This window comes from Embleya sp. NPDC056575, from assembly GCF_042793325.1.
Classification (GTDB): domain Bacteria; phylum Actinomycetota; class Actinomycetes; order Streptomycetales; family Streptomycetaceae; genus Embleya.
Map to the genome: position 1 here is coordinate 89,086 of NZ_JBHTVA010000022.1, position 24,256 is coordinate 113,341.

Below are 24,256 nucleotides of genomic sequence, written 5' to 3' on the forward strand. Positions count from 1 at the left end.
CCCATGGCCCGCAACACCCCTGTTTCCAACCCCTGCGCACCCCGGCGCCCGCCCCGCCGGGCAACAAACGCGCATGGGAACGTGCCGACCCGCATACCGGCGACAAGGTCGCCGCACTGGGCGATCAGGGCGGCGAGGGCGTCGACTTCGCGGGCTTCCGAGGCTGTTTCGGGCCACCGTCAGGCTTGCGTCGAGGATTCGCCAACGGTCCCGATTTCCCTGTTAACGTGACCGATGCCAACCGTTTTGCGAGCCCGGCGGATCCCGGTGCGGGAGTCCCCAGCCGGTCGCGCGGTCGGCGACCGGGACGTCGGTGCCACCGCGTGGCACCCGTCGACGTTTTCGTGTCCCCATCACCGGTGTGAAGGAAGGTACATGGAGGCCATCGAGCGTTGTCACCGTCAGCCGAGCACGCCCACCGAGTCCACTCCGCCCCTGTTCGCGGGAGTACCACCCCGGCGACCACCTCATCGCCCGGCACCGGCCGGCGCCCGTCACGGCGCGAGCGGCGCATGAACGCACGGGATCGTTCGCACGCGAGCGCCGCACTGGTCGAACTCCTCGACGACGCGCTCGCGGGAGAGAACAAAATCGCCGTCGTCGGCGGCTCCGTGGCCATGGGCAAGACCACACTGCTGGCCGGGTTCACCCATCGGGTACGGGCGGCCGGCGGCCTGGTCCGGTCGGCCGTGGGGTCCGCGGCGGAGGCCGGCGTCGTGCTCGGCGTGGTCGCCCAACTGCTGTACGAGGCAGCGCCGTCCGGCCCGGACGGCACGGGCGTGGACCGACTGCTCGCGATCGCCCGGGCGCATCTGGCGGCCTCGCCGCACGGGGCGTCGGGCAGGTTGTCCGCGGTGGACGCCGAGATCGTGGAATCGTTGTGTGCGGTCCTGCTGGGTCCGGCCGGGCCCCGTCCCCTGGCCATCGTGGTCGACGACATCCATCATGCCGATCCGGCCTCGCTCGCGTGTCTGGCCTATCTGGCCCGCCGTATGCACACCGCCCCACTGGTGGCGGTGTTCGGTCACGTCGACGGGACGAACGAGCAAAGTGCGGCCTTTGTCGAGCAGTTGTTGCGGCTGCCGCACGTGCGCAGTGTGCACTTGGCGCCGCTCGACCCGGATCAGGTACGGGTCGCGGCGACGGCGGCCGGGCTCGGCGCGGAACGGGCGGAGCAGGTCGCGGTTCGAGCGCAGCGGTTGAGCGGAGGCAACCCGCTGCTGCTCGACGGGATCCTCGACGACTTCCGGCGCGGCGAACCCGCGTCGTCGCCGGGGTACTCGCGGGCGATGCTCTCGTGCCTGCACCGGAGCCCGGCGCCCACGGCGGCGGTGGCGCGGGCGCTGGCCGTCCTGGCCGGCCCGGAGTCGATCGGTCGACTGCTGGGTCTGGAGGCCGGTGCGGTGGCGCGCTGTCTGAGCGTGCTCGACGCCTCGGGTGTGCTGGAGGGGGGTCGGTTCCGGCATCCGGTGGCGGCAGCGGCGGTCCTGGCGGATCTGGGCCCCGAGGGCACGGCCGCGCTGCACCGGAACGCGGCGGAACTGAGCTACGCGGACGGCGCGGACGCGACCGTGGTCGCCGAGCATCTGCTGGCGGGCCGGGGGGTGCGGGCGCCCTGGGCGGTGCCGGTACTGGACGCCGCCGCGTCGTCCGCGCTGGCCGAGGGCCGCAGCGCCCGGGCGGTCGACTGTCTGCGTCTGGCGTGCGCGTTGAGCCGGGACGGGGGCGAACTGGCCCGGACCACGATGGCGTTGCTCCGGGCGGAGCGGCGGATGGAACCCGGGATCCCGGATCGACGGATTCCCGATCTGCTTCGGGCGGTGCGCACCGGTGGCCCGGATACCCGGGGCAACGGACCGGACTGCGGCGAAATCCTGGCCGTGGTGCGGGCCTTGGTGTGGGCCGGGCGCTTCGAGGCCGCCGGCGAGGTGGTACGGCACCTGGCCGCATCGGGCCGGGCGTCAACGCCCGAGGCGGCGCCGGAGCTGCGCGCCGCCCGGATGTGGATCCGTTGCTCGTATCCCCCGCTGCTCGAACTGCTTTCCGAGGTCGAGGAGTTCGGCACGGCAACGGCCGGCATGCCCGGCACGACCGAAAGTCGGCGCCACCACGACGCCGCGGCGGTGCTCGACTCGGTGCTGACCAGGGGTTTCAGCGACGGCGCGGTGCATACCGCCGAAAGGATTTTGCACGGCGTGCGACTGCACGGCACCGATCTGGACACCGTCGAGTGCGCGCTGCTCGCGCTGACCTACGCGGAGCGTCCCGCGTCGGCGCTGCCGTACTGCGACGAACTGATCGCCGCCGCGTTGCAGCGGGGCGAATCGGGCAGCCAGGCCCGGCTGCACGCGGTGCGCGCGGAGATCTGCGTCCGTCTCGGCGACCTGCCCGGGGCCGCGCTGCACGCGACCACGGCGTTCGACCTGGTCCCGATCGGCGCGTGGGGTGCGGCGGTCGGCGCGCCGCTGTCCTGCCTGTTGAACGCGCTCACCTGCATGGGCCGTCGGGACGAGGCGGCCGAACTGCTGTATCTGCCGATCCCGGAGCGTATGCTCCACAGCCGCCCCGGCCTGCACTACCTGCACGCGCGGGGCCGGTACGGCATGGCCGTCGGGGACTGGGAGGGTGCGCTGGCGGATTTCCGGGACTGTGGCGAGTTGATGGTCCGTTGGGGCATGGACGTGCCGGGGCTGATCGCGTGGCGCAACGACGCCGGCGAGGCGTGGTTGCGGATGGGCGAGCGGGACCGGGCCCGGGCCGTTTTGGAGGAGGAGGCGAGCCGCAGCGAGCACGGTGGTTCGCCGCGCACTCGCGGGGCGACGTTGCGCCTGTTGGCGGCGACCCACGAACCGCACCGGCGGCCGGCCCTGTTGCGCCAGGCCGTCGACGCGTTGCAGGAGAGCGGGGACCGCTACGAGTTGGCCCGCGCACTGGCCGACCTGACCGACATGTACAACGCGGTCGGCGAGACCCGACGGGCCCGGGTGATCGGCTCCCAGGCCAGGATCATCGCGGACACGTGCCGGGCGGAGCCGCTGAGCAGGCTGCTCCCGGCCGACCGGGACCGTCCCGACTCCGAGTCCAAGGCCCGGTCGGCGCTGCTCACCGACGCGGAGCAGCGCGTCGCCGACCTGGTGGCGCTCGGCCACACGAACAGCGAGATCGCCAAACTCCTCTACATCACGGTCAGTACGGTCGAACAACATCTGACGCGCATGTATCGCAAGGTCGGCGTCAACGACCGCGCGCAGCTGGCCTCAGCCCTGTTCACCGGACCGCACACGCAGGCGATCGGGGCCTGATCCGGCGAAACCGGCCACCGACGCGGAGCCGCCGATCCGTCTCGAACCGGCACTCCCGTGACGGCGAAGGCGCCACGGATCGAACCGGAACCGCCCCGAGCCGCGCGTCGGGCCGTCGTCGCGTCGTCGAACCGGCGCCGGCCCGACGCATCGCGGCGGCGATCCGACCGTGGGCGCGTGGCAACCCTCGATCGTCGCGGTCGACGAGGAGCGGACCGTCGAGTGGCCGACCGGTTCCGCCCGGTGACCGAACCGGCCGGCGGTCAGGCGATCGCCCGAGCGCTCCGCCCCCGCCACGCCCATCCGCCGCCGAGCACCGCGCACGCCCCGACCGTCACCAGCCCACCGGCGAGGAACGTGCCCCGCACGCCGGCGAACGGCAGGATCAGGCCGCCGAGCGCGGCGCCGGCCGCGATACCGGCGTTGTAGGCACCGGAGTTCGCCGCGAGTGCGATGTCGGTACGCCCCGGGGCGCACAACAACATCGCGTTCTGCGCCGCCATGAACACCGGCCCGAGCGCACCACCCATCAGCACCAGGAACACCACCGCCGCCACCGGGTGGACACCGAACGCGTACAGCCCGAGCAGGCCCACGGCCTGCGTGCCCATCGCCGCCGCGAGCGCGGCACACGGAAAACGGTCGAGCAGTGCCCCGGTGATGCCCACCCCGACCAGACACGCGACCCCGAACACCACCAGGAGCACGCCGACCGTGCTCGCGGCGAACCCGCTCACGTCGCCCAGGAACTTCACGATGTAGGTGAATCCGGCGAACGCCCCGCAGGCGGACAGGGTCCCGGCCGCGAGCACGATCGCGAACCGGCGGGCGTCGGGAGCGGTTCCGTAGGCGGCCTGCTCCTCCTCCGGCCGCGAGGTCGGCAGCAGTACGGCGATCGTCACCAGGGAGGCGAGCCCCAGACCGGCCGGCACGGCCACCGGCACCTGCCAGCCGCTGTGCCGACCCAGCCAGGTCCCGGCGGGAACACCGAGTACGAGGGCAAGCGACCCGGCGACGGACAACGCCCCGAGCACCCGCCCGCGCACCTCGGCCGCGAACAGACCCACCGCGACCGGCGCCATCACCGCCCAGAACAGCGCCTGGGCGAGCGCGGTCGACAGTCGCGCCCCGAGCAGCAGCCCGTACGAGGCCGCCGACGCCGCGACCGGACTGGACACGACGAGCGCCGCCAGTACACCCGTGAGCACGTGCCGCCGGGGCACCGCCCGTACGACGTGCGCGAGCGGCACCGAGGCGACGGCCACGGTCAAGCCGTAGCCGGTGACCAGGAGGCCGACCGCCGGCACCGACACGTGCAGGCCGTCGGCGATCAGCTCCAGGAGGCCCACCGGCAGGTTCTCCGCCGTGTTGAAGGTGAAGGCGGCGAGCATCAGCGCCGCGAGTATCGCCGTCCTGTGCCACGGAGCCGGTCGTACCGCGCCGCCACGGGTTGCTTCCGAGCCTGCTCGCGTACGTGCCGTGACACCTTCCATGGCGCCACTCCACCCGGCGCACCGGCCCCACCGCAACCGAGATTCGTCGGGCGGACGGGCCCGGCCGTGCCCGTCAGGGCCTCGTAGCGGCTTCGGGTATGTCGGATTCGCCCGCGTCGACGGCATGCTCCTGTGCCCCGAAGAGCTTGCGCGCGATGACCGTGGTGCCGGGTGCGTCGCGCCCGCCCGGGCCGGGAAGCACCTCGACCGCCTCGTCGACGAGCGTTTCGCCGCAGTGGTCGCACGTCACCGTGGGTGTGCACGGCTGTCCGCAGGTCTTGTGCACCAGCCGCATCGGGACCCCGTCCACGGCCAAGTGCCGGTCGCCCCAGGCCAGGAGGCTCAAGACGACGCCGTAGAGGTCGCGGCCCGCGTCCGTGAGGTGGTATTCGTGGCGCACGGGGCGTTGCCGGTAGGGCTCCCGGACCACGAGTCCGGCGGCCCGGAGGCGGTCCAGGCGATCGGCGAGGACATTCGTGGCGATGTCGAGATCACGTCGCAATTCGTCGAAACGCGCCAATCCCAGGAACAGGTCACGCAGGACCAGCAGCGCCCACGGGTCCGCGATCAAGGCGGCGGTACGGGCCACCGAGCAGGACATGTCCGCGAATCGGTCTTTGTTCACCCAGGTCAGGCTAGTGCCTTGTATTCGGCAAGTCACTGGGCCTACGGTGACTTGCAGAAAGCAAGTCACTGGTTCGAGGCCGGAGGCCGGCATGTACCACACGATCGTGCGCGCGAAGACGCGAAGGATCTGGGCCCGCATGGCTCGAGGCGACTACCGGGCGGCGGTGGACATGGCCGCGCCGACGGTGCGTTTTCGCTTCGTCGGGGACGCCGCGCCCGCCGCGGAACTGGTCGGCCGGGACGCGTTCGAACAGTGGTTCGCCGACCTGTACACACTCCTGCCCGATCTGCGGCTGCGGCTGACCGACGTGGTGGCCAAGGGGTGGCCGTGGAAGACGACGGTCGTGGTCCGGCTGGCCGTCAGCTCGACCCTGGCCGACGGCAGTCGCTACGAGAACGAGGGCGTCCAGTGGGTCACCCTGCGGTGGGGCCGCATGGTCGACGACTACGTCCTGGAGGACACGGCCCGCCTCGCCGCCGCGATCGAGCGTCAACGCCACGCCGTCGCCCAGGGGGCGGGCGGCCGCTGACCGGAGCCGGCGCGGCGGCCCCCGGGAACCCGACCGCCCGCGCGCCACCGACACGCCGGCCGCGCCCGGACTACCGGGGAGCGGCGGTGTCGAGACGCCACCATGGGGTCATGGCCACACGCGGGAAGCCGACTCCCCAGGACGCCGGCGTCGACGAGGACACGATCGTCGACGAGCTGTACGGCCTCGCCCCCGACGAGTTCGTCGCCGCGCGCGACGCACACGCCCACACCGCCCGGGCCGCCGGCGACCGGGCCCTGGCCGGCCGGATCGGCGACCTGCGGCGCCCCGTCCTGGCGGCCTGGCTCGCGAACCTCCTGGCCCGCGAACACCGCGACGAAATCGACGCCTTCCTCCGACTGGGCGCCGCGATGCGCGACGCGCAGGCGCAGCTGCAGGGCCCCGAACTGCGCGAACTCTCCCGCCAACGCCACCGCGTGATCGACGCGCTCCAACACCGGGCCCTCGCCCTCGCCGCCGCCCACGGCCACCCCGACGTCGGCGACACCACCCTCCGCGACCTCCAGGACACCCTGAACACGGCCCTGGCCGACCCCGAAGCCGCGCAACGCCTCGCCGCCGGCCGACTCACCGCCCCACTGCACCCCGAGGACACCTTCGCCTCCGCACCCGCAGGCCGAACGACCGAGCAGGGCAGGGCCGCTCCGCCCGCCGCGACCGGGAAGGCGGGGAAGGCAGGGAAGGCCACCAAGTCCGTGAAGCCCGCCAAGCCCGCGAAGGGCAACCACGCGGCCGAGGAGCGCGCCGCCCGCGAACGCGCCCGAGAACAATACGAATCCGACCTCGCCCACGCCCGCACCAGCGTCGAGGCCGCGGAGAAGTCCGCCCGAGCGGCGACCCGCACGGCCCGGGAACGCCGTACCGCCGCCGAAAAGGCCCGAGCCCGCCACACCGAAGCCCTCGCCGACACCGAAGCCCTGGCCACCCGCCTCGAAAAGGCCCGCACCACCGCCACCCGCCTCGGCGCCGCGGCCGACAAGGCCGAAGCCGAACGGGAACGCGCGGACCAGGCGGCCCAAGACGCCTCGACCGCGGCCCGATCAGCCCGCGACGACCTCGACCACGTCACCGCCACGCGCCCCGACTGAGCGCGGATCACCCGTCAAGGAACCGCGACAACTCCCCGGCCACGAACCGCGGGTTCTCCTCGACCAGCCAGTGCCCCGCGTTCGGCACGTCCACCGCCCGCACGATGTCCGTCATCCGCGGTGCCACCGTGCCCCGGATCGCGTCCAGTTGCCCCTGCGCGGTCATCAACAGCGTCGGGACTCGCACCGGTGCCGCCGCCACGGTGTCGCGAACGTCCTTCTCCAGAGCGCGATACAGCTCGAAGCCCCCCGACAGCACACCGGGCCGGCTATAGGTACGCGCATACTCCTCGACCTCCTCGTCGCTGAACGGGGATCGATCCGAGTTGCCTCCGAACGCCGATCCTCCGAAGGCGACTTGGGGGTAGAACAGCGCCAGGTACGTCCGGACGTCATTGCCCACGACCGCCTCGGGAACCCGCCGCTGGGCGTGAAACGCGATGTGCCAACTCAGCGTTCGATACGTGGGCGCGTCGATCGCGGGGCCGGGCAGCGGCAGATCGAGGTAGCCGAGCCGCGCGGTGTCGCCGGGGAACTGTCCGGCGTACTGGAACGCCACCGCGGCGCCGAAGTCGTGCCCGACGACGCGGGCGTCACGCACGCCGAGCCGATCGGCGATCAGCGTGTGGATGTACCGCGCCAGGGTGGCCTTGTCGTACCCGGTCGGCGATCCGGTGCTGTCGCCCAGTCCGGGCAGGTCCACGGCGTACACGGTGTGGCGCTCGGCGAGTTCCGGCATGATCGGCCACCAGCCGTACCAGGTCTGCGGCCACCCGTGTATCAACACCACCGGCGTACCACTGCCACCGGTCACATAGTGCATACGGACACCGTCGACGTCGGCGAACTCGTGCCGAAACGTGCCCTCGAAGCCGCGATCACCCCGAGTCGCGGCGGCGTAGGAGGGCACATCGTCCCCGCTCGACGCCGAACAGCCCGCGAGGCCGACCGTGAGCAGGAGCGCAAGCACGAAGGCCACCACCACCCGCCCGGATCGAAGAAGGCGGCGCGGCAACAACCCTGGTCCGAAATTCATGTATTCCTGCCCTCGGGACGGGGGGTCACCGGCCGTCCGCGAAACCCGCCCGACGGCACCCGGTGACTACGGGAACCGAACGAGCCCGGCAACCGCCGGCCCGTTCGACGCACCCCAGCCTCGCCGGCCCACACCACGGCGGCACGAAATCTTGCGGTTATGGCAAGTCCGGCCGATACGAGGGCGGTCACCCCGATGCGCGATCGTGGTGCCTCCGATCTCGGAGGCGGGGGCACCACGATCGGCGCGGGTCAGGACTGGCGGCGCTCGATGGCGACGGACTGGATGACGATGTCCGTCAGCGGGCGGTCGTTCCGGTCCGTCTGGGCCTTCGCGATGGCGTCGACGACCTCCCGGCCCTCGACCACTTCGCCGAAGATCGTGTGCCGCTGGGTGAGGTGCGACGTCGCGGCGACGGTGATGAAGAACTGGGAGCCGTTGGTTCCCGGTCCGGCATTGGCCATCGCCAACAGGTACGGCCGGTCGAACTTCAGGGCGGGGTGGAATTCGTCCTTGAACTCGTATCCCGGGCCGCCCATACCCGTTCCCTGGGGATCGCCGCCCTGGATCATGAAACCGCCGATCACCCTATGGAAGATGGTTCCGTTGTACAGCGCTCCCTTACCGGGCGCACCGGTCGACGGATCACGCCACTGGCGAGTGCCGTCGGCCAGTCCGACGAAGTTGGCGACGGTTTCCGGCGCGTGCTCGGGAAACAGTCGCACGACGACCTGCCCGAGCGTCGTGTTCAACGTGGCGATCAGTTCTTCGGCCATCGGTATTCCGTCCTTTCGTGCGTACCCCCTGCGGGCCGCCGCCACATCGAAGCACGCGAACACCCATCGAAGACCCCGGCGACGCCGGAACGACAACGGATTTCCGGCGAAGAGCCCGGTCCCGGGCCCGTCCCATATCCGAACAACCCACCCACACAAGGCGAATCACCATACCCGGCGATGGCCTCCCACGGTGGGATCGGCGGGTCGATCGGGTGTCAGTCGTCGGTGGGCCGCGTGAGCCGGGCGAGGGTCAGGACGTTGCCGCCGATTCCCCAACCGCCGTCGGGGACCTCCTCGATGAGGACCATCGTGGTGGCGCGGGCTCGTTCGCCGTAGATCTCGACATACAGCTCGGTGGTGCGGGTGACGATGGTTTCCTTGGCCGTTTCGTCGAGGGTTCCGGCGGGGATCTTGAAGTTCGCGAACGGCATGGGATTTCCTTTCGAAGGTGGTCTGTCGGGGTTGCCGGGCGGTCAGACGATGCCGCCGTTGGCGCGGATGACCTGGCCGTTGACCCAGTGGCCGGCCGGTGCGGCGAGGAAGGCGACGACCTCGGCGATGTCGGCCGGGGTGCCGAGGCGTTCCAGCGGCGGTTCGGCGGCGAGTCGGGCGATCGTCGCGGCGTCCTTGCCGTCGAGGAACAGGTCGGTGGCGGTGGGACCGGGGGCGACGGCGTTGACGGTCACGTCCCGGCCGCGCAGTTCGCGGGCGAGGATCAGGGTGAGCGCTTCGACCGCGCCCTTGCTCGCGCTGTAGGCGGCGTAGCCGGGGAAGGCCAAGCCGACCACCGAGGTGGAGAGGGTGATGAACGCGCCGCCGGGGCGCAGGGTACGGGCCGCCTGTCGGGCGACCACGAACGTGCCCCGGATGTTGGTGCGGTGGGCGGCGTCCAACTCGGCGAGGTCCAGATCCGCGACCGGCGCCAGGTACATGCGTCCCGCGGCGTGCACCACGACGTCGACCCCGCCGAACTCCGACTCGGCGACGGCGAACAACGCGGCCACCTCGTCCTCGTCGGCGACGTCGGCACGCACGGCCACCGCACGACCACCGGCGGCGACCACGGCCTCGGCGGCGGCTTCGGCCGCGTCCCGGTTGCCCGCGTACCCGACGACGACGTCGTATCGGTCGGCCGCCAGCCGGTGCACGGTCCCCCGGCCGATGCCGCGCGAGCCGCCGGTGACGACGGCGACGCGGGGTCGGACCGGACCGACACCCGCCGCGTCCGGCATCGCGGTTTGCCCGGCTTCCCGAGCCGGCATCGGGATCTTCTCGGTTTCCTCGGCGGACATTCGAACTCCTGCGGTGGATGAGTGGAGGGATCGAGGAGCCGGCCGCCGCGACCGCGCTGCGGCGCGGCCGGCTCGCTGCGATCCCAGCCTGGGCCGACGGGCCCGGTCCAACCACGGTTGTGTTCACCCTGGGGTCGCCGACCCCTGGATCCGCGTGGCGGCATGTCCGAGGATGGTGGCGTGAACGAGTCCGAGTTGGCCGCATTCCTGAGGACCCGGCGCGATCGGGTCCGGCCCGCCGACGTCGGGCTGCCCGTCGGCCCTCGGCGCCGGGTCCCGGGCCTGCGGCGCGAGGAGGTCGCGCAGTTGGCCGGGCTGTCCGCCGACTACTACACGGAACTGGAACGCGGCCGCGGCACCCGACCCTCCGCCCAGGTCCTGGCCGCCCTGGCCCGCGCCCTGCGGCTGAACGGCGACGAGCGGGACCACCTGTTCCACCTCGCCGACCGACCGCTCCCACCGCCGCACGGCCCGGCCGCACACGTACAACCCGCCCTGCTCGGGCTGCTCGACCGGCTCGCCGACACACCCGCGCAGGTCATCACCGACCTGCACGAGACCCTCGTCCAGAACCCGCTCGCGGTCGCCCTGGTCGGACCGGCGCCGGCGCTGCACGGTCCCGCGGCGAGCCTGGTGTACCGCTGGTTCACCGACCCGACGGCTCGGGCGATCCACCCGCCCGAGGACCATCCCCACCACTCCCGCGTCTTCGTCGCCGACCTGCGCGCGGTCGCCGCCCGGCGCGACCGCGACAGTGCGGTCCGACGCATCGTCGCCGTACTGCAACGCCGCAGCGTGGAGTTCGCCGACCTGTGGGACACCGGCGACGTCGGGCTGCGGCGGACGGACCACAAGCGCATCGTGCACCCGACCCTGGGCCTGATCGAACTCGACTGCCACAGCCTCTTCAGCGAAGACGGACGCCAACGCCTGCTGTGGTTCACCGCCCCGTCGGGCACCGAGGGCGCCGCCCGCCTCGAACTGCTGTCGGTCATCGGCAGCGAGGACATGTCCCCGGACGGCTCCGGAGCACCACGACCCTGACCACTGGCGCGTGTCTTCAAACTCCCGCCGCACGGCCCGTAACCGAACGGAACCGGTCGGTCACCCGAGGCGGTGGCCGGGGGCGCCCGCCGTCCCGGCCACCCGCCCCCGTACGCGTCAGCCCAGAGCCTGCGCGAGCACCGTCGCGGTCTCGGCGAGCAGCGGTTCATCGGCCGGCGCCGCGGCGTCGTCCTTCGTGGACAGGACCGCCATCACGATCGGCCCCCGACCCGGTGGCCGAACGATGGCCACGTCGTTGGTGGTGCCGTAGCCACCGGTGCCGGTCTTGTCCGCGACGACCCAGTCCCGGGGAAGCCCCGCCCGCAGTCGTTTCCCGCCGGTCGTGTTGGCCAGCAGCCACCCGGTCAGCCGCTCGCGGTCCCGAGCGTCGAGCGCATCGCCCAGCGCGAGCCGGGCGTAGGTCCGGCCGAGCGCACGCGGACTCGACGTATCCGTCACCCGCCCGGGCTCCGCCGAATTCAGCGCGGGCTCCCACCGGTCGAGTCGGGTCACCCCGTCCCCGACGGACCGACAGAAACCGGTCACCGCGCCGGGACCGCCGAGCCGGCGCAGCAGCAGATTCGCCGCCCCGTTGTCGCTGTAGGAGATGGCGGCGGCGCACAGGTCCGCGACGATCATGCCGTCGGCCAGGTTCTCGGGCCGCCCCGTGATCGGCGCGTACCCGGACTCGGTGACGTCCTTCTCGGTGTACCGGATGCGCCTGGCCAGGAACTCGCCGTCCCGATCGAGGTCCCGCAGCACGGCGGCCACCGCGATGGTCTTGAACGACGAACACATCGGGAACGGTTCGTCCGCGCGATGGACCACGGTCCGCCCCGAAACCACATCACACGCGAACACCCCGAGCCGTGCCGCGTGCGCCCGCTCCAGCGCCCGCAACCGCCCGACGATCCCACGGTCGTCCACACCCCGCGCGACGGCGCTTCCCGCGCCCGGAACAACAACGGCAAGGACCCCCGCGGCAACGCCACCGATAACCCCACGCCGACTCGGACCGAACTCCACAACCATCTCCCTCACCTCGAACACCGACCGGCGGACAGGCCACCGACCTTCCCGCCTGCCCTCCCCCAAGATCCCGCACACCCGAAACCCGCTCGCCGTCCGCGCGAGTCGTCGGCGCGGAGGACGTCGCCCGTGATCCGTCCGGGCCGCGAGTCCCGTCAACCGTCGATGCGGTACACCGCCCAGAACGGCGTCAGGTCCCGCGAAGTGGCCGCCCGGGCCGCCTCCTTGAACTCCGCCGTGGTGGAGATCCCGTACCGGTGGGCGGTGGCGTAGTCGCGCAGCAGGGTCCGCATCGCGGGTTCGCCGATCAGCCGTCGCAGTTCGTGCAGCGCGCACTTCCCGTAGTCGTAGACCACCGTCTCGTAGCGTGTCGGGTGCGCGTCCCAGTACCGCATCGAGTTGGTGATCCGCTCCGTCGGCGCGGCCCAGGAGAGCCCGCTCCCGCACCCCTCCCCCGTCTTCCCGAGCGCGAGGTCCGTCGCGTATTCGGCGAACGACTCGTCGAGCCACGGGTCGCCGTACTCGTCGTTGCCGACGATCCCGTACCACCACTGGTGGGCCAGTTCGTGCACGAGCGCCGTGGGCCGCACGCGGTCCAGGACGAAGCCCGGATACTCCATGCCGCTGAACCACAGATCGTCGTCCAGGACCACGTCCAGTTCGGTGTACGGGTACACGCCGAAGCGCCCGGCATGGGCGTCGACGGCCGCCCGTGCGACGTCCAACATGGCCCGGGCGTCCGCCGGTTCGACACCGCCGTCCGCATACACGTTGATCTCGACGCCGGTCGAGGAGGTCCCGGAGATCCCGGTGAACGGCCCCGCCGCCCAGGCGAAGTCCCGCACGTCGCGGGCCGTCGCGGTGGTGACGGTACGCCCGGGTGCGCCCGGACGGTCGACCGAGGTGCCGGTGGCCGGTACCCGCAGGTTCGACGGGTGATCGAGCGTGACGTCGAAGTCGGCGGCGAGCGAGTAGAAGGACTCGCCCGTGTTCGTGTAGGGGTCCAGGTGCCGGCCCGTCCCGTCCCGAACCGCCAGTACCGGCAGCGCGTTGCCCAGGAAGGCGTGGTCGCCGTCGTGGCCGAACCGGTCGATACCGTCCGGGACCCGGATCCGCAGCCGGAAGCCGATCGTGGCGCCCTCCCCGCGGCGCAGCGGCCTGCCCAACTCGATCCGCAGGGCCGTGCAGCCGACCGACAGGCCCGCCGGAACACCACCGGTGACCTCGAAGACCTCGATCGGCGGCGCGGAACACGTACCGTGCGCGTTGCCCCACAACCGCAGGTACACCTCACCGAGCGGAGCGGCCGACACGTTGGTGAACCCCACCCGCTCGTGACCGGTCCACCCGCTCCCCGAGGCGTCACCGGCCAACTCGACCGTGTAGCGGGGCGCCGCCGGCGTGCGCGCCGCCTCCGCCCGCGCCACGGTGAACGTTCGTGCCCCGTCCGGGCGCACCGCCCCGGAGCCGGCCACGCCCCCCGCGACGAACGTGGCCAGGACGGCAAGCGCGGCCACGGCGATTCTCATCGAAGCCCCGTCCCCATCGTGATCCCCGTCCCTTCCCTGTCCCCGTCGGATCGCCGACGTGCGTAGGCGGGTGGCCGAGCCTGCGCCCGACCACCCGCCGATGCGGCAACGCGCCGGTCAGCTCGCGGCCTTGCCGGTGCGCTCACGGTGCCGGGACACCGCACGGTGCAGTGCCGCGTCGACTTCGGGCAGGTATTCCGCGATGTCCCGGCCCTGCGCGTACTCCACGTACTCCACCGTGGCCACGGTGTGCAGCCCCTGGACGAGGAACGTGTACTCCCGTCCCTCCTCCAACATCAGCACGATGGGCTTGTCGAAGGCGCTGGCCCAGCCCATCTCGATGTGGGTGCCCGGCGAGGCGGGGAAGCCCGGGAGCGCGACGAAGACGTCGGCTTTGCGGATCTCGTCCTGGTCGAGGCCGGTGCACTGGTCCGGGCGCATCAGCTCGGCGCCCCACGCCTCGCGGCGATGCGCGTTGTGCACGGCGAGTCCGCGTGCCTCGAAGTGTCGGATCAGGATGTCGAAGGGCGCCCGTGCCTGCTCCGGCATCTCGCCGGTGGCCGGGTCCAGGAGTTGGATGAACGGCCCGGCCAGGAAGAGCGAACTCACGTCGAGGCCGCACAGTCGGTCGGTCGAGGGGGCGATGGTCATGCGGCTGCCTCCGGAATGAGATCGTGGGAACGAAACGGCGTGGTCAGGTCTTGCGGAAACACTGGATGTACGCCTGGCCGCTGGTGCCGTACGTGTACTCGGTGCCGTCGTACGCCTGGTAGGGATGCGACTCGACCCGGATGCTGCGGAAGTGCGGCAGGTATTGCCACCGCAGTTCCGGCCGGGTGCTGAAGAAGGGGATGAACACCCCGCCGGGGCGCAGCGCTCGAACGACCTCGGGCATGGTCCTCGCCCACAGCGCCTCGTCCTTCCACACCTCCATGTCCAGGGCGGGGTCGAAGAACATGCCGTCGACGCTCTCCGACGGCAGTTCGAAGACACGTTGGAAGAAGTCGCCGCGCTCGATGGCGAGGTTGTCGGGCAGTGTCGGGTGCTTGATCCGGAACAACTCCTCAACCTCGTCGAAGAGTTCGAGCACGGTGTGGCTGCGGGTGGCCGGGTTGCCGGCGATGCGCAGCGCGGACAGCCCCAGACCGAGGCCGACTTCGTAGAAGTCCCGGCCGTATTCGCACAACATGTCGGCACTGGCCCACATCAGGTCGCGCTCCCAGGCCTGCATGGCCTGTTCGCCGCCGATGCTCAGGGTCACCTCGCCGTCCTGCTCGACGAGTTCGATATCGGGCTTGTCTCGGGTTTCCATGGCATCCGTCCTTTGCGTTGACGAGGGAATGGGGGTTCGGGGGCGGGTGGATCCTCAGGTTCGGCGCGGCACGACTCCGAAGTGGCGGCGTGCCGTCGAGACGGCGAGGTCCTGCACGGCGAAGACCGTGAAGTAGTAGGCCTGCGGCGCGGTTTCGGCGGCGAACCGGACCCGGAAGGCGACGTCCTGGGGGCGATCGTCCACGGCCCGGACCCGGACGGTGGCCGGTACCACGGTCGTGTCCCCACGCAGGTACGTGGGCACGAACAGGCCCAGTCGTACCGGTCCCGGCCGGGCGGCCGTGAGCACCGCGCGCACCTCCAACTCCTGGCCCTGCGCCACCTCGTCGGCCGCGTACGCCAGCAGGGACGGGGCGTCGGGCACCCGGAAGGTGACGTCGCCGCACCGCATGCAGACCGCGCAGATCGTGTCCGAGACGTGCGGGAGCAGCCCGCGCCGGGTGAACTCCTGGGCGGGGCGCCCGCAGTGGCAGGTCACCTCGTGCACCTGCGGATCGAGCGAGCTGCGGTCGCCGAAGTGCGCGGGGTAGCTCATGATCTCGTTCTCGGGGTTCGCCACGACCTGTTCGGTGATCACGTGGTCCAGCGACTGGAGGTCGGCCGTGAGCGAGGAGCGGATCTCCTCGGGCGACTGGTCGGCGAGATGCGTCGGCCGGGCGATCCACAGGTCCACCTTGCGCGCGAGCTTGACCAGCCTCGGGCGCAACGCGTGGTTGTGCGGAAGCAGTTCCGAGGTGAGCAGAGTGGTCAGGCGGCGACCGACGGTGAGCACGAGCGGGTCGGGGCGGTGCTCGGAAGGGGTCGGCGCGGGCACGTCCCGGGGGGTACGGGGCAGCCCGAAGCGCATGAACGCCGGGTAGGGGTGCGAGCCGGCGAGGCCGGCGTTCAGGGTGTCCACGGAGTCCGCGCCGGCCAGGGCCGCGCGCATCCACGCGACGTTCTCCGGCCGGTCGGAGTCGTGCACGGAGACGGCGGAGACGACCGTGCGCGCCGGCCCGTCGAGGGCGTTGAGCAGCAGCTGATACCGGGGGTCGTACAGCGCGAGGTCGGCCAGCGGGCCACTGTTGCAGGCGCTGAGCACCACCTCGGCCGCCTCCACGCGGTTGAGCGGGACCAGCTTGTCCTCGGGCTTGTAGCAGGGCAGCCCGTACGCGCAGCGCGGCCCGAGCAGGCCGGCCCGGGGCGGGACGGCCCCGTTCAGGCCGCAGATCGTGAACTCGCCGAGGTTGACGCTGTCGTCCTTGCCGTGTCCCTGGAACGCCACCCGGTGCCAGCGCGTGCCCAGGATCTCCGCCTGGATGTCGACACGTTCGAAGTCGCGGTCGTCGAACACCCGGACCCCGGACGGGTGCGGCGGGCGGTCGGTATCGGTGAACAGGCCGATCGCGTCGACCCCGGCGGCCGGTGTCGAGGTGTACTGCTTGGCCACGTTCCAGGCCACCGAGGCCGCGTCGCGTCCGCTCAGCAGGGTGAGGCCGGGCTCGCGGCCGCGATAGGTGGTCAGCAGCAGGCCGCGGATCGGGTCCAGGTTGAGTCGGTCGTAGCCGCCGACGAGCAGCAGTGTCCCGGGGTGTCGACGGCGGAACGCCTCGGCCGTGCCGCAGAGTTCGTGCTCGCTCACCCAGGTGCGGGCGAGCGGGCGGGCGAGCGCGGGCAGGCCGTCCGGCAGGTCGTCCGCCCCGAGCAGGATGCCCACGTCCAGGGGTTCGGGGAGGGCGATCCCGGCGTACAGGCGCGAGGCCAGCTCGACGGCGTGCGCCAGGTCCGGGCGTTGCCCGCATGCCACGGGTACCGGGGTGTGCGCGGGCGCGGCCAGGAACTCGGCCACCGCCTGTGGCAGTCGGTCGAAGTCGACCACGGTGAACAGCGCGCCGGCGGGCGTCGGATCCGGGCGGTCGGGTGCTGCGGCGACAACGGGAGCGTTCATGACGGGTGACCTCGTGTGTGATGTGGATTGGCCCGGTCGGGCACAGGACGAACCGGGTGGGGCGGACGGGACTTCGCGGGGCGGTCGGCGGCCATCGCGGGGCCGTAGCCGTCGAGGCGGTCGAAGCGGGCGGTCAAATCCCGCACCGCGCCGGGGCCGCGGCCTCGGGGACGAGCAGCCTGCGCCCCGCGAAGGCCAGCGCAGCCCCCGCCAGGGCCACGCCGAACGCGACCGTGAACACGCCGCGCGGACCGATCGGGTCCATCAGCAGACCACCGACCTGTTGACCCACCGCGTCCCCCAGGACCGTTGCCAGCGACGCCCACGTGAACGCCTGTGCCAGCGTTCGCCGGTCCGCGAGGGCGCCGACCAGGGTCATCTCGCCGGCCGACACCAGGGCCATCGGCATGCTCCCCACGACCAGGGCGATGCCCAGGGTCACCGGGGAGGTGGTGGGCACGGTCAGCCCCGTACCGATCGCGTACGCGAGCACCAGTCGGGGAAAGCGCACGTGCATCGCGACCCGCGACGAGGCGCGCCCCAGCCACAGCGCGCCCAGTGCGCTGCCGACGCCCCAGCAGGCGTACACGACTCCCGTGCCGTCGCTCGATCCGTGTGCGGAAACCGAGGCCGGAATGGCCAGCGTCATCAGGCCGATCGGCACGGCACTCGCCGCCATCACGCCCATCAGCACGAGCATCGACGGATCGCGCAGGGGGTGACGCGGCGCGGCGCGGGCGTCGGCCCCCTTCGAGCCCGGCTCGGTCGCCGCCTCCGGGGTCGTGGGCACGTGCACGCGGGCCAGGCCGAGGGCGCCCGCGCCGCCGACGACGGCGACCACGGTCAGCGCCGTCCCGGCGGAGCCGCACACCATCAGGGCCGCGAGCATCAGCGGTGCGCCGATGACCAGGATCTCGGTGAGCAGGGCCTCCCACAGGTAGGCGGTCTCCCGTTGCGCGTCGTCGAGCGGCATACGCGCCCACAGCGCCCGCATGCACGCGTTCGTCGGCGGCAGCGCGATGCCCGAGGCGACGGCCAGGACGGGCTGCGCCCAGGAGCCGGGTCGGGTGGCCCACACCAGCGCGGCGAGCGTGGCCGGATAGGCGAGGCCGGTCACGATCAGCACGCCTCGGCGGCCGTCGCGGTCGAGCAGGCGGGCGATCAGCGGGCTGCCGAGGGCCATGCCGACCGTGTACAGCGCGGCGATCAGCCCGGCCTGCGGGTAACTCCCGCCCTGCTCGCGGATCGTCAGCACCATGGCCAGCGACATCAGGTAGACGGGCAGCCGGGCGACGACACTCCACCAGGCCACGCCGGCGACGCCGGGGCGGGTGAGCAGGGCACGGAAGCGGGTGAACAGCCCGTCGCCGGGCCCGGAGGCCGCCGCCGGCGCCGAGTTCGCGGCGGCCGGGCCCGGGTCGACCACGGATCCGGCGTCGGGCCCGGTGTCGGTGTCGGTGTTCTCCCGACGCGGAGCGGCGGTCATCCGGAGACCGGATCGGGTTCGCGGACCGGGGCCACCTCGATCGTGAAGGCGTCCAGGACCGCCCGCATACGCTGTTCGACCTGCCCGATCGACTCGCCCACGACGTGGACGTGTCCCGAGGCGTTGTGCGACGCGCGGCGGGCCGTCACCGCGTCGCCGACCCCGGCCCGCACGACCGCGTCGACCACGCCCGGCAGGCGCAGGAGTTCGTCCGCCGAGGTGACCCGGCGTACCGTTCCCGATCCGGGCAGCGGCAGCAGCAGATCGCCGGCGCACCGGCGTTCGCGGTAGTCCAGGCGGGGGCGGCGGCCGAGGTACACGTCCAGCGTGGCCGCGAAGACGTCGAATCCGTAGGCGTGTCCGTGGTTGGCGGGGATCTCGCAGCCGGCCAACCGGATCCCGATCTCGCCGGCGTAGACCTGCCCGTCGACCACGAAGAACTCCATGTGGGCGTATCCGTGGTCGATGCCCATGCCGGTGACGACACGCTGGAGCAGGGCGGGCAGGTCCACGGCCGGGCCCTCGTCCGTACCGACGCTGATGTTGGCGTTCATCGCGCCGTCGACGATGGCCAGCGGGCGGTAGGGCATCGCGCTGGGCCAGGCGCTCAGCACCTCGCCGTCGTGGATGAGGCCGCACACCTCCCATTCGGTGCCGCCGAGGTACTGCTCGACCATGAAGTCGCGGGCGATGAGGTCGATCTCGCGCACCGTGTCCCGGTCGCGCAGCAGGTGGGTGTCGACGCACGCGAACGAGTCCACCGGCTTGAGCACGAGCGGCCATCCGTGTTCCGCGGCGAACCGCTCCACGTCCGCCGCCGACCGCACGCGACCGAAGGCGGCCGTGCGCAGGCCGAGTTCGCGGAACCGCTGCTTCATCGCGGCCTTGTCGCGCACCCAGGCCACCTGGTGTTCGCCGAGGTGGGGCAGCCCGGCCAGGGCGGCGAAGCGCTGGGCGACGTGCTGGCGCGGCTCGGAGGGGTTGCAGAACCGGGTGGGTGGTGTGGGCAGTTCGCCGGCCCACTCCCGGTAGCGCCGGGCCTCCTCCGCCAGGGGCACACCCTCGCGAACCCAGAACGCCGGCAGGTGCGCGGTCTCGCTCAGGTGGTCCTCCCGCAGATCGCCGCGCGACTCGGCGAACCGCAGCAGGACCAGGCCCTCGGGCAACGCCCGCGCCGCGTAGCGGGTGAACGACGAGGCACGATCGTCCACCATCAGCAACACGGGCGCCCGCCCCGCGCTCACACCGCCTCCAGGACGCGCCGGATCGCCTTGACCGCGGCGACCTGTTCCGCCTCCGGCAATTCCGGCGCCAGCGGTACGCACAGTGTGCGGTCCAACCGGTCGCGGGTACGCGCGAATCCGTCGTGGCTGAGCATGAGCGGGCCCTGGGGGGCGTGGTTCCACGGGAAGCCGTCGGCGTAGAGCGAGCGGCGGCCGGTGAGTACCGGGTGCTCCGGCAACAGGTACTTGTTCAGCGTCCAGTTGGCGATGCCCTCGGCGGTCAGCGCGGCCACGGCGGCGTCGCGCAGCGCGCGGTCGCGGCAGCGAAAGCGCAGGCTGACCTTCGCGTCGCCCGCCGCGCGCGGCCGTACCTCCAGGTCCGCACGGTCCGGCAGGTCCCGCATCGCGATGGCGTACATGCGCTCCAGCCCCTCGAGGAGTTCGTCGAGGTGGCGGAACTGCTGGCACTGGACCGCGGCGACCTGCTCGCCGGTGACGAAGTTCTCCCCGTAGTAGGCGTCTTCGTTCCAGGTGGGATAACGCCCGGGCACCCGCGCGGAGCCGTGGTCGTGGTAGCAGCGCATCGCCGCCCACGCCTGCTCGTCGTTGCTGATCACCAACCCGCCCTCGCCCGAGGTGAGCACCTTGTTGTGGTGGAAGCTGAAGGTCCCCGCGTAGCCGGCGGTCCCCACCGAACGGCCGTCCGGGAAGCGGGCGCCGAGGGACTGGGCGCAGTCCTCGATGAGATACGGCACCCCCTTCGGCAGCGTGGCCACCGCGCCCTCCATGTGGGCCACGATCACCCGTTCGGCGTCGGCCGGCAGCAGCGTGGGGTCCAGCGACAACGAGTCGTCGGCGTCCACCAGTACCGGGATCAGCCCGCAGGACAACACGGCGCCGGCCACCGCCACGAACGTGACGGCCGGCATGTACACCCGGTCGCCGATGCGCGGGCGGGTGGCGATCAGCGCGAGTCGCAGCGCCTCCGTGCAGTTGTGTACGGCCAGCGTGTGGGCCACGCCCAGGCGTTCGCAGGTGACCCGCTCCAACCGCGAGGCCATGCTCTCGGTTTCGGTCTGGTAGCGGAACAGCACCTGGTGGTCGATCACCTCCCGCAGTTCCGTCATGTCGGACCAGTCGAGCCAGTTCGCGCCGTAGGGCAGGAAACGTTGTCCCAGTCGCTTGTCCAGGGTCATCGCGCGTCCGCCTCCGTGATCGGGTACACCGCGTTGTCGACGAGCATTTCCTCGCCCTTGTGGTTGCGCAGGCGCAGGCCGTCGGGCGTGACGGTGTAGTAGGGCCGCGCGATGGGGATCTTGCCGAGGCGGGTGGTCAGCACGTACTGCGGCACCCCGAAGCCGGTGATGTGGCCCTGGAGGCCCTCCATGATCTCCCAGCCCTTGGCCACGGAGGTCATGAAGTGCGAGACGCCGGTGACGTTGTCGCAGTGGTACAGGTAGTACGGGCGGACCCGGATGCGCAGCAGTTCCGTCATCAGCGTGCGCATGGTCGCGACGTCGTCGTTGATCCCGCGCAGCAGCACGGTCTGGTTCCCGACCGGGATGCCGTGGCGCAACATGCGGTCCACCGCCGCGCTCGCCTCCGGGGTGATCTCCTTGGGGTGGTTGAAGTGGGTGTTGACCCACACCGGGTGGTAGCGGGCCAGCATCTCGCACAGTTCGTCGGTGATGCGCTGCGGCAACAACACGGGGAACCGGCTGCCGATGCGGATGATCTCCACGCTCGGGATCGCCCGCAGTCCCGCGATGATCTCCTCGAGTTTGCCGTCCCGATAGGACAGCGGATCCCCGCCGGTCAGCAACACGTCCCGGATCTCCGGGTGTTCGGCGATGTAGCGCAGATCCTCGTCGAAGGACTCGCCCTCGTCGTCGCGGAAGTAGGTGCCGTTGACGTCGGTGGTGTGGAACTTGCGCGTGCAGTGCCGGCAGTACACCGGGCATGCCTCGGTGACCAGCAGGATGACCCGGTCCGGATACTTGTGCACGACACGATTGGTCTTGCGGTAGAACGTGTCACCGACGGGGTCGACCTCCGCGCCGGAGAACTCGACCAGTTCGCCGCCGGCGGGCACGGCCTGTTGCCGTACCGGACAGAGCGGGTCGTCGGGATCCATCAGCGAGGCGTAGTAGGGCGTGACGCTCCAGCGGTATCGCCCCGCCACCCCGGCAATCGCCTGCTCCTCCGCGGCGGTGAGGTTGATCCACTGCCGGGCCTTGTCGACGTTGGTGATGCGTCGACGCATGTGCCAGTGCCAGTCGTTCCAGTCCGAGTCGGGGACATCGGGGCGCACGATCGTGGGGGCGGCGGCCTGGGTGTCGGTGTCGAGGGGGATGGCGGACATGGCGGCTCCAGGGTTGACGGACCTTCGGCGACGCGAGGCGTTCGGTCGGGGTGCGCGGGGCGGGGCCCGGCCGGGTGGTGGCGACGCGGGCACTCAGCGGGGGCGGTGCGGCCGGGTGGAGACCCGGCGGAAAACCTGGTCGGGTACCGGGCCGCTCACAGTGGTGCGAGCGCGAGTTGGCGCAGTGTGCGGGCGACGCGTTGCGCGCCGCGCAGATCGTCCGCCTCGGGGTCGAGTACGTCCCATGGCACGGTGCCGTCGGACGATTCCCAGACCACGTCGTGCTCGGGATCGTCGACGAGCGGAATGGGGAGCAACCGCCGCATTCGGGCGGTCAGATCGCGCTGGCTCTCGCCCAGGGCGGGCAGGAACACGAGCGGCGCACGCCGGGCGCGGGCCAGGGCGACGGCGCCCAACGTCGGCGCGGCCAGGAAGACTTCGGCCTCGGCGTGCAGCGCGTCCACGTCCACGTCGACCGCGCGGCTCACCCGCACCCGCCGGTCGTTGCCGAGCCCCGCCAGCGCGGCGCGGATCGGCTTCAGCCGGGTATCGCACACCACGTCGCATCGACCGGTCCGGCGCAGCGCCGCCCGAACCAGCGCGGGCACCGTCTCGGCGGCGAAGGTGTCCGCCTCGGCGGCCGGCACCCCCCATGCCGACAACAACAGCAGGGTTCCGCCGCGTTGCCGGCCGCGCGCCGAGCGGGCGGGCACGAGCAGGCCGGTGGCTCGGGCCTCGCCGGCGCCGGGGGCGGGGTCGGGCAACCATCCGGGCCGATGGACCCGTTGCACCACACCGTCGACGCGCGCGGGTGGGTCGCCCGGGGGGCGGTGACCCGACGTCAGGTGTACGACCGGCAGGCCGGACGCGCGGAGTCGGCCGGTGACGTCCTCGTCGTCGCAGAGCAACACCACGTCCGGCGGCGGCTCGTCGGGCGCCTCCCGTACCGGCCGCAGGTCGCCGAGATGGGCGGCGATCCGGCGCCGGGCGAGCAGCGAGTCCAGGTGCTCGTCGCGGGAGACCAGGAGAATCCGCCGCGCGGACTCGGCGGACGGTACCGCGGAGCCCGGTCCGGGATCCGCGCCGGCCGTTCGTCGCGCGTCGGCCCCTTCCCGGGGAGTCAGTACTGCCATGCCGTCACCGTCCCCAGCCGGGCGACGTCGTCGCTGTAGCCGGCCGCCGTGGTGGAACAGCCGTTGCACACCAGGGGTCCGCGTTCGCGGTAGAAGTCGGCGTGCGCACGGAACGCCGGGGTGTCCAGGTCGATCACACCGCCCTCGCGCAGCGGCGCGCCGCCCGGCCCGTCGTCCCCTTCGCGGTGCGGGATGCAGCTGCACGCGTACATCCGCCCGTACTTGCCGTCGATGTAGATGACGTCGTCGGCGACGTGGCACTGCGGCAGCGACGCGCGCGGGGTGACGGATTCTGCGAAGTAGCGTTCCTGTTCCGCCGGTTCGTCACCGTAGAAACGTTTGCCCAACGGCACGAGCAGCACATTCGGGTCCGCGTCGTAGACGCGGTCGCAGACGCGACGTACGTCGTCGGGGTCGGGATAGGTGATGCTGCGATCCAGTTTCAGCGCGGACAACTCCCACTGTCGCACTCCGGCGCGCGTCAACACCTCCTGGAGCAGCGGCATTTCGTGGTAGTTGTGCGGTCCGACCACGGTGTTGACCCGGGGCAGGACGCCGAGGTCGGCGGCGGCGCGCAGTCCGCGCAGCCCGTTGTCGAACATGCCGGGCGAGCGGCGGTAGACGTCGTGGGTCGCGGCGGACGCCCCGTCGAGGCTGACGATCACCTGGGCCAGGCCCGCCTCGGCCAGCCGCTCGGCCATCCTGGGCAACATCGAGCCGTTGGTGATCAGGGACATCTTCATACCGGCCGCCGCGCCGGAGCGCACCAGGTCCACCACGTCCGGGTGCATGAGGGGTTCGCCGCCGGTGAAGCGCACATAGGCCACGCCGGCCGCGCGGGCTTTCGGCAACAGGTCGGCGAAGTCCTCGCGCGAAAAGCGGAATGTGTCGCGCGACAACGCGAAGTCACACATGAAACAGTCGGCGTTGCAGGCTTCCAGAATCCGGATGAACAGATAACGATGACGCTCACGCACAGGGGACCCCTTCGGGCCGGTCGGAGGCGGGGCGGGTATGGGTATG

General features: G+C 71.9%; 21 protein-coding genes. 4 read left to right on the plus strand and 17 right to left on the minus strand.

Annotated features, from left to right (window positions below; genetic code table 11):
* Window positions 1–512: 512 nt before the first annotated feature.
* The gene (locus ACFRCG_RS19115; protein WP_380032921.1) at window positions 513–3,302 is read left to right on the plus strand and encodes an AAA family ATPase; all 2,790 of its coding nucleotides are present in this window, start codon (window positions 513–515) and stop codon (window positions 3,300–3,302) included.
* A gap of 263 nt (window positions 3,303–3,565) precedes the next feature.
* Here the strand turns inward: ACFRCG_RS19115 and ACFRCG_RS19120 are convergent, their stop codons facing one another.
* Both ACFRCG_RS19120 and ACFRCG_RS19125 read right to left on the minus strand, forming a co-directional pair.
* Window positions 3,566–4,693, minus strand: coding sequence for an MFS transporter (locus ACFRCG_RS19120; protein WP_380032923.1), 1,128 nt, complete (start codon window positions 4,691–4,693; stop codon window positions 3,566–3,568).
* A 175-nt stretch (window positions 4,694–4,868) separates the two neighbouring features.
* Window positions 4,869–5,420: a winged helix-turn-helix transcriptional regulator gene (locus ACFRCG_RS19125; RefSeq protein ID WP_380032925.1), complete on the minus strand. Its 552-nt coding sequence runs from the start codon at window positions 5,418–5,420 to the stop codon at window positions 4,869–4,871.
* A gap of 91 nt (window positions 5,421–5,511) precedes the next feature.
* Between ACFRCG_RS19125 and ACFRCG_RS19130 the strand changes: the two genes are divergently transcribed.
* The gene (locus tag ACFRCG_RS19130; RefSeq protein ID WP_380032926.1) at window positions 5,512–5,952 is read left to right on the plus strand and encodes a nuclear transport factor 2 family protein; all 441 of its coding nucleotides are present in this window, start codon (window positions 5,512–5,514) and stop codon (window positions 5,950–5,952) included.
* A gap of 110 nt (window positions 5,953–6,062) precedes the next feature.
* Window positions 6,063–7,061 (plus strand): hypothetical protein, encoded by a 999-nt coding sequence (locus ACFRCG_RS19135; protein WP_380032928.1) that lies wholly within the window; start codon window positions 6,063–6,065, stop codon window positions 7,059–7,061.
* 7 nt (window positions 7,062–7,068) lie between these two features.
* On the opposite strand, the gene ACFRCG_RS19140 is transcribed toward ACFRCG_RS19135, so the two are convergent.
* The 4 genes from ACFRCG_RS19140 to ACFRCG_RS19155 form a co-directional block, all read right to left on the minus strand.
* Complete coding sequence (locus tag ACFRCG_RS19140) at window positions 7,069–8,097, minus strand: alpha/beta fold hydrolase (protein ID WP_380032930.1); 1,029 nt, start codon at window positions 8,095–8,097, stop codon at window positions 7,069–7,071.
* A 251-nt stretch (window positions 8,098–8,348) separates the two neighbouring features.
* Window positions 8,349–8,873, minus strand: a complete 525-nt coding sequence (locus ACFRCG_RS19145) for a peptidylprolyl isomerase (protein WP_380032932.1) — start codon at window positions 8,871–8,873, stop codon at window positions 8,349–8,351.
* Window positions 8,874–9,091: 218 nt separating this feature from the next.
* Entirely contained in the window at window positions 9,092–9,307 is a 216-nt protein-coding gene (locus ACFRCG_RS19150) for a tautomerase family protein (protein ID WP_380032934.1), read from the minus strand.
* 42 nt (window positions 9,308–9,349) lie between these two features.
* Window positions 9,350–10,108, minus strand: a complete 759-nt coding sequence (locus ACFRCG_RS19155) for an SDR family oxidoreductase (protein ID WP_380033030.1) — start codon at window positions 10,106–10,108, stop codon at window positions 9,350–9,352.
* Between the two features lie 240 nt (window positions 10,109–10,348).
* Here ACFRCG_RS19155 and ACFRCG_RS19160 point away from each other — a divergent pair, with 240 nt between their 5' ends.
* A complete protein-coding gene (locus ACFRCG_RS19160) occupies window positions 10,349–11,212 on the plus strand; it encodes a helix-turn-helix transcriptional regulator (RefSeq protein ID WP_380032936.1) in 864 nt (287 codons plus the stop codon).
* Between the two features lie 117 nt (window positions 11,213–11,329).
* On the opposite strand, the gene bla is transcribed toward ACFRCG_RS19160, so the two are convergent.
* The 11 genes from bla to blsE form a co-directional block, all read right to left on the minus strand.
* Window positions 11,330–12,244, minus strand: a complete 915-nt coding sequence (gene bla / locus ACFRCG_RS19165; RefSeq protein WP_380032938.1) for a class A beta-lactamase — start codon at window positions 12,242–12,244, stop codon at window positions 11,330–11,332.
* A 152-nt stretch (window positions 12,245–12,396) separates the two neighbouring features.
* Window positions 12,397–13,770 carry a M1 family metallopeptidase gene (locus ACFRCG_RS19170; protein WP_380032940.1) on the minus strand — a complete coding sequence of 458 codons (1,374 nt, stop codon included), beginning with the start codon at window positions 13,768–13,770 and terminating at the stop codon, window positions 12,397–12,399.
* Between the two features lie 117 nt (window positions 13,771–13,887).
* On the minus strand, window positions 13,888–14,421 hold the full coding sequence (locus tag ACFRCG_RS19175) for a nucleoside 2-deoxyribosyltransferase (RefSeq protein WP_380032941.1): 534 nt from the start codon (window positions 14,419–14,421) through the stop codon (window positions 13,888–13,890).
* A 43-nt stretch (window positions 14,422–14,464) separates the two neighbouring features.
* On the minus strand, window positions 14,465–15,082 hold the full coding sequence (locus tag ACFRCG_RS19180) for a class I SAM-dependent methyltransferase (protein ID WP_380032943.1): 618 nt from the start codon (window positions 15,080–15,082) through the stop codon (window positions 14,465–14,467).
* Between the two features lie 54 nt (window positions 15,083–15,136).
* Complete coding sequence (locus ACFRCG_RS19185) at window positions 15,137–17,029, minus strand: hypothetical protein (protein WP_380032944.1); 1,893 nt, start codon at window positions 17,027–17,029, stop codon at window positions 15,137–15,139.
* 133 nt (window positions 17,030–17,162) lie between these two features.
* Window positions 17,163–18,515 (minus strand): MFS transporter, encoded by a 1,353-nt coding sequence (locus ACFRCG_RS19190; protein WP_380032946.1) that lies wholly within the window; start codon window positions 18,513–18,515, stop codon window positions 17,163–17,165.
* Complete coding sequence (locus ACFRCG_RS19195; RefSeq protein ID WP_380032948.1) at window positions 18,512–19,759, minus strand: ATP-dependent carboxylate-amine ligase; 1,248 nt, start codon at window positions 19,757–19,759, stop codon at window positions 18,512–18,514. The genes ACFRCG_RS19190 and ACFRCG_RS19195 overlap by 4 nt, the downstream gene beginning before the upstream one ends.
* Window positions 19,756–20,934, minus strand: coding sequence for a DegT/DnrJ/EryC1/StrS family aminotransferase (locus ACFRCG_RS19200; protein ID WP_380032950.1), 1,179 nt, complete (start codon window positions 20,932–20,934; stop codon window positions 19,756–19,758). The genes ACFRCG_RS19195 and ACFRCG_RS19200 overlap by 4 nt, the downstream gene beginning before the upstream one ends.
* Window positions 20,931–22,100, minus strand: coding sequence for an arginine 2,3-aminomutase (blsG, locus tag ACFRCG_RS19205; RefSeq protein ID WP_380032951.1), 1,170 nt, complete (start codon window positions 22,098–22,100; stop codon window positions 20,931–20,933). The genes ACFRCG_RS19200 and blsG overlap by 4 nt, the downstream gene beginning before the upstream one ends.
* A 155-nt stretch (window positions 22,101–22,255) precedes the next feature.
* Window positions 22,256–23,233 (minus strand): CGA synthase-related protein, encoded by a 978-nt coding sequence (blsF, locus tag ACFRCG_RS19210; protein ID WP_380032953.1) that lies wholly within the window; start codon window positions 23,231–23,233, stop codon window positions 22,256–22,258.
* Window positions 23,221–24,210 (minus strand): cytosylglucuronate decarboxylase, encoded by a 990-nt coding sequence (gene blsE / locus ACFRCG_RS19215; protein ID WP_380032955.1) that lies wholly within the window; start codon window positions 24,208–24,210, stop codon window positions 23,221–23,223. Before blsE ends, blsF begins: the two co-directional genes overlap by 13 nt.
* Window positions 24,211–24,256: the final 46 nt, after the last annotated feature.

Bases quoted from the DNA above. Each gene is read 5' to 3' on its own strand.
- ACFRCG_RS19115 (WP_380032921.1), top strand. From the start codon at position 513: ATGAACGCACGGGATCGTTCGCACGCGAGCGCCGCACTGGTCGAACTC.
- ACFRCG_RS19120 (WP_380032923.1), bottom strand. From the start codon at position 4,693: ATGCTCGCCGCCTTCACCTTCAACACGGCGGAGAACCTGCCGGTGGGC.
- ACFRCG_RS19130 (WP_380032926.1), top strand. From the start codon at position 5,512: ATGTACCACACGATCGTGCGCGCGAAGACGCGAAGGATCTGGGCCCGC.
- ACFRCG_RS19135 (WP_380032928.1), top strand. From the start codon at position 6,063: ATGGCCACACGCGGGAAGCCGACTCCCCAGGACGCCGGCGTCGACGAG.
- ACFRCG_RS19140 (WP_380032930.1), bottom strand. From the start codon at position 8,097: ATGAATTTCGGACCAGGGTTGTTGCCGCGCCGCCTTCTTCGATCCGGG.
- ACFRCG_RS19145 (WP_380032932.1), bottom strand. From the start codon at position 8,873: ATGGCCGAAGAACTGATCGCCACGTTGAACACGACGCTCGGGCAGGTC.
- ACFRCG_RS19150 (WP_380032934.1), bottom strand. From the start codon at position 9,307: ATGCCGTTCGCGAACTTCAAGATCCCCGCCGGAACCCTCGACGAAACG.
- ACFRCG_RS19155 (WP_380033030.1), bottom strand. From the start codon at position 10,108: ATGCCGGACGCGGCGGGTGTCGGTCCGGTCCGACCCCGCGTCGCCGTC.
- bla (WP_380032938.1), bottom strand. From the start codon at position 12,244: ATGGTTGTGGAGTTCGGTCCGAGTCGGCGTGGGGTTATCGGTGGCGTT.
- ACFRCG_RS19170 (WP_380032940.1), bottom strand. From the start codon at position 13,770: ATGAGAATCGCCGTGGCCGCGCTTGCCGTCCTGGCCACGTTCGTCGCG.
- ACFRCG_RS19175 (WP_380032941.1), bottom strand. From the start codon at position 14,421: ATGACCATCGCCCCCTCGACCGACCGACTGTGCGGCCTCGACGTGAGT.
- ACFRCG_RS19180 (WP_380032943.1), bottom strand. From the start codon at position 15,082: ATGGAAACCCGAGACAAGCCCGATATCGAACTCGTCGAGCAGGACGGC.
- ACFRCG_RS19185 (WP_380032944.1), bottom strand. From the start codon at position 17,029: ATGAACGCTCCCGTTGTCGCCGCAGCACCCGACCGCCCGGATCCGACG.
- ACFRCG_RS19190 (WP_380032946.1), bottom strand. From the start codon at position 18,515: ATGACCGCCGCTCCGCGTCGGGAGAACACCGACACCGACACCGGGCCC.
- ACFRCG_RS19200 (WP_380032950.1), bottom strand. From the start codon at position 20,934: ATGACCCTGGACAAGCGACTGGGACAACGTTTCCTGCCCTACGGCGCG.
- blsG (WP_380032951.1), bottom strand. From the start codon at position 22,100: ATGTCCGCCATCCCCCTCGACACCGACACCCAGGCCGCCGCCCCCACG.
- blsF (WP_380032953.1), bottom strand. From the start codon at position 23,233: ATGGCAGTACTGACTCCCCGGGAAGGGGCCGACGCGCGACGAACGGCC.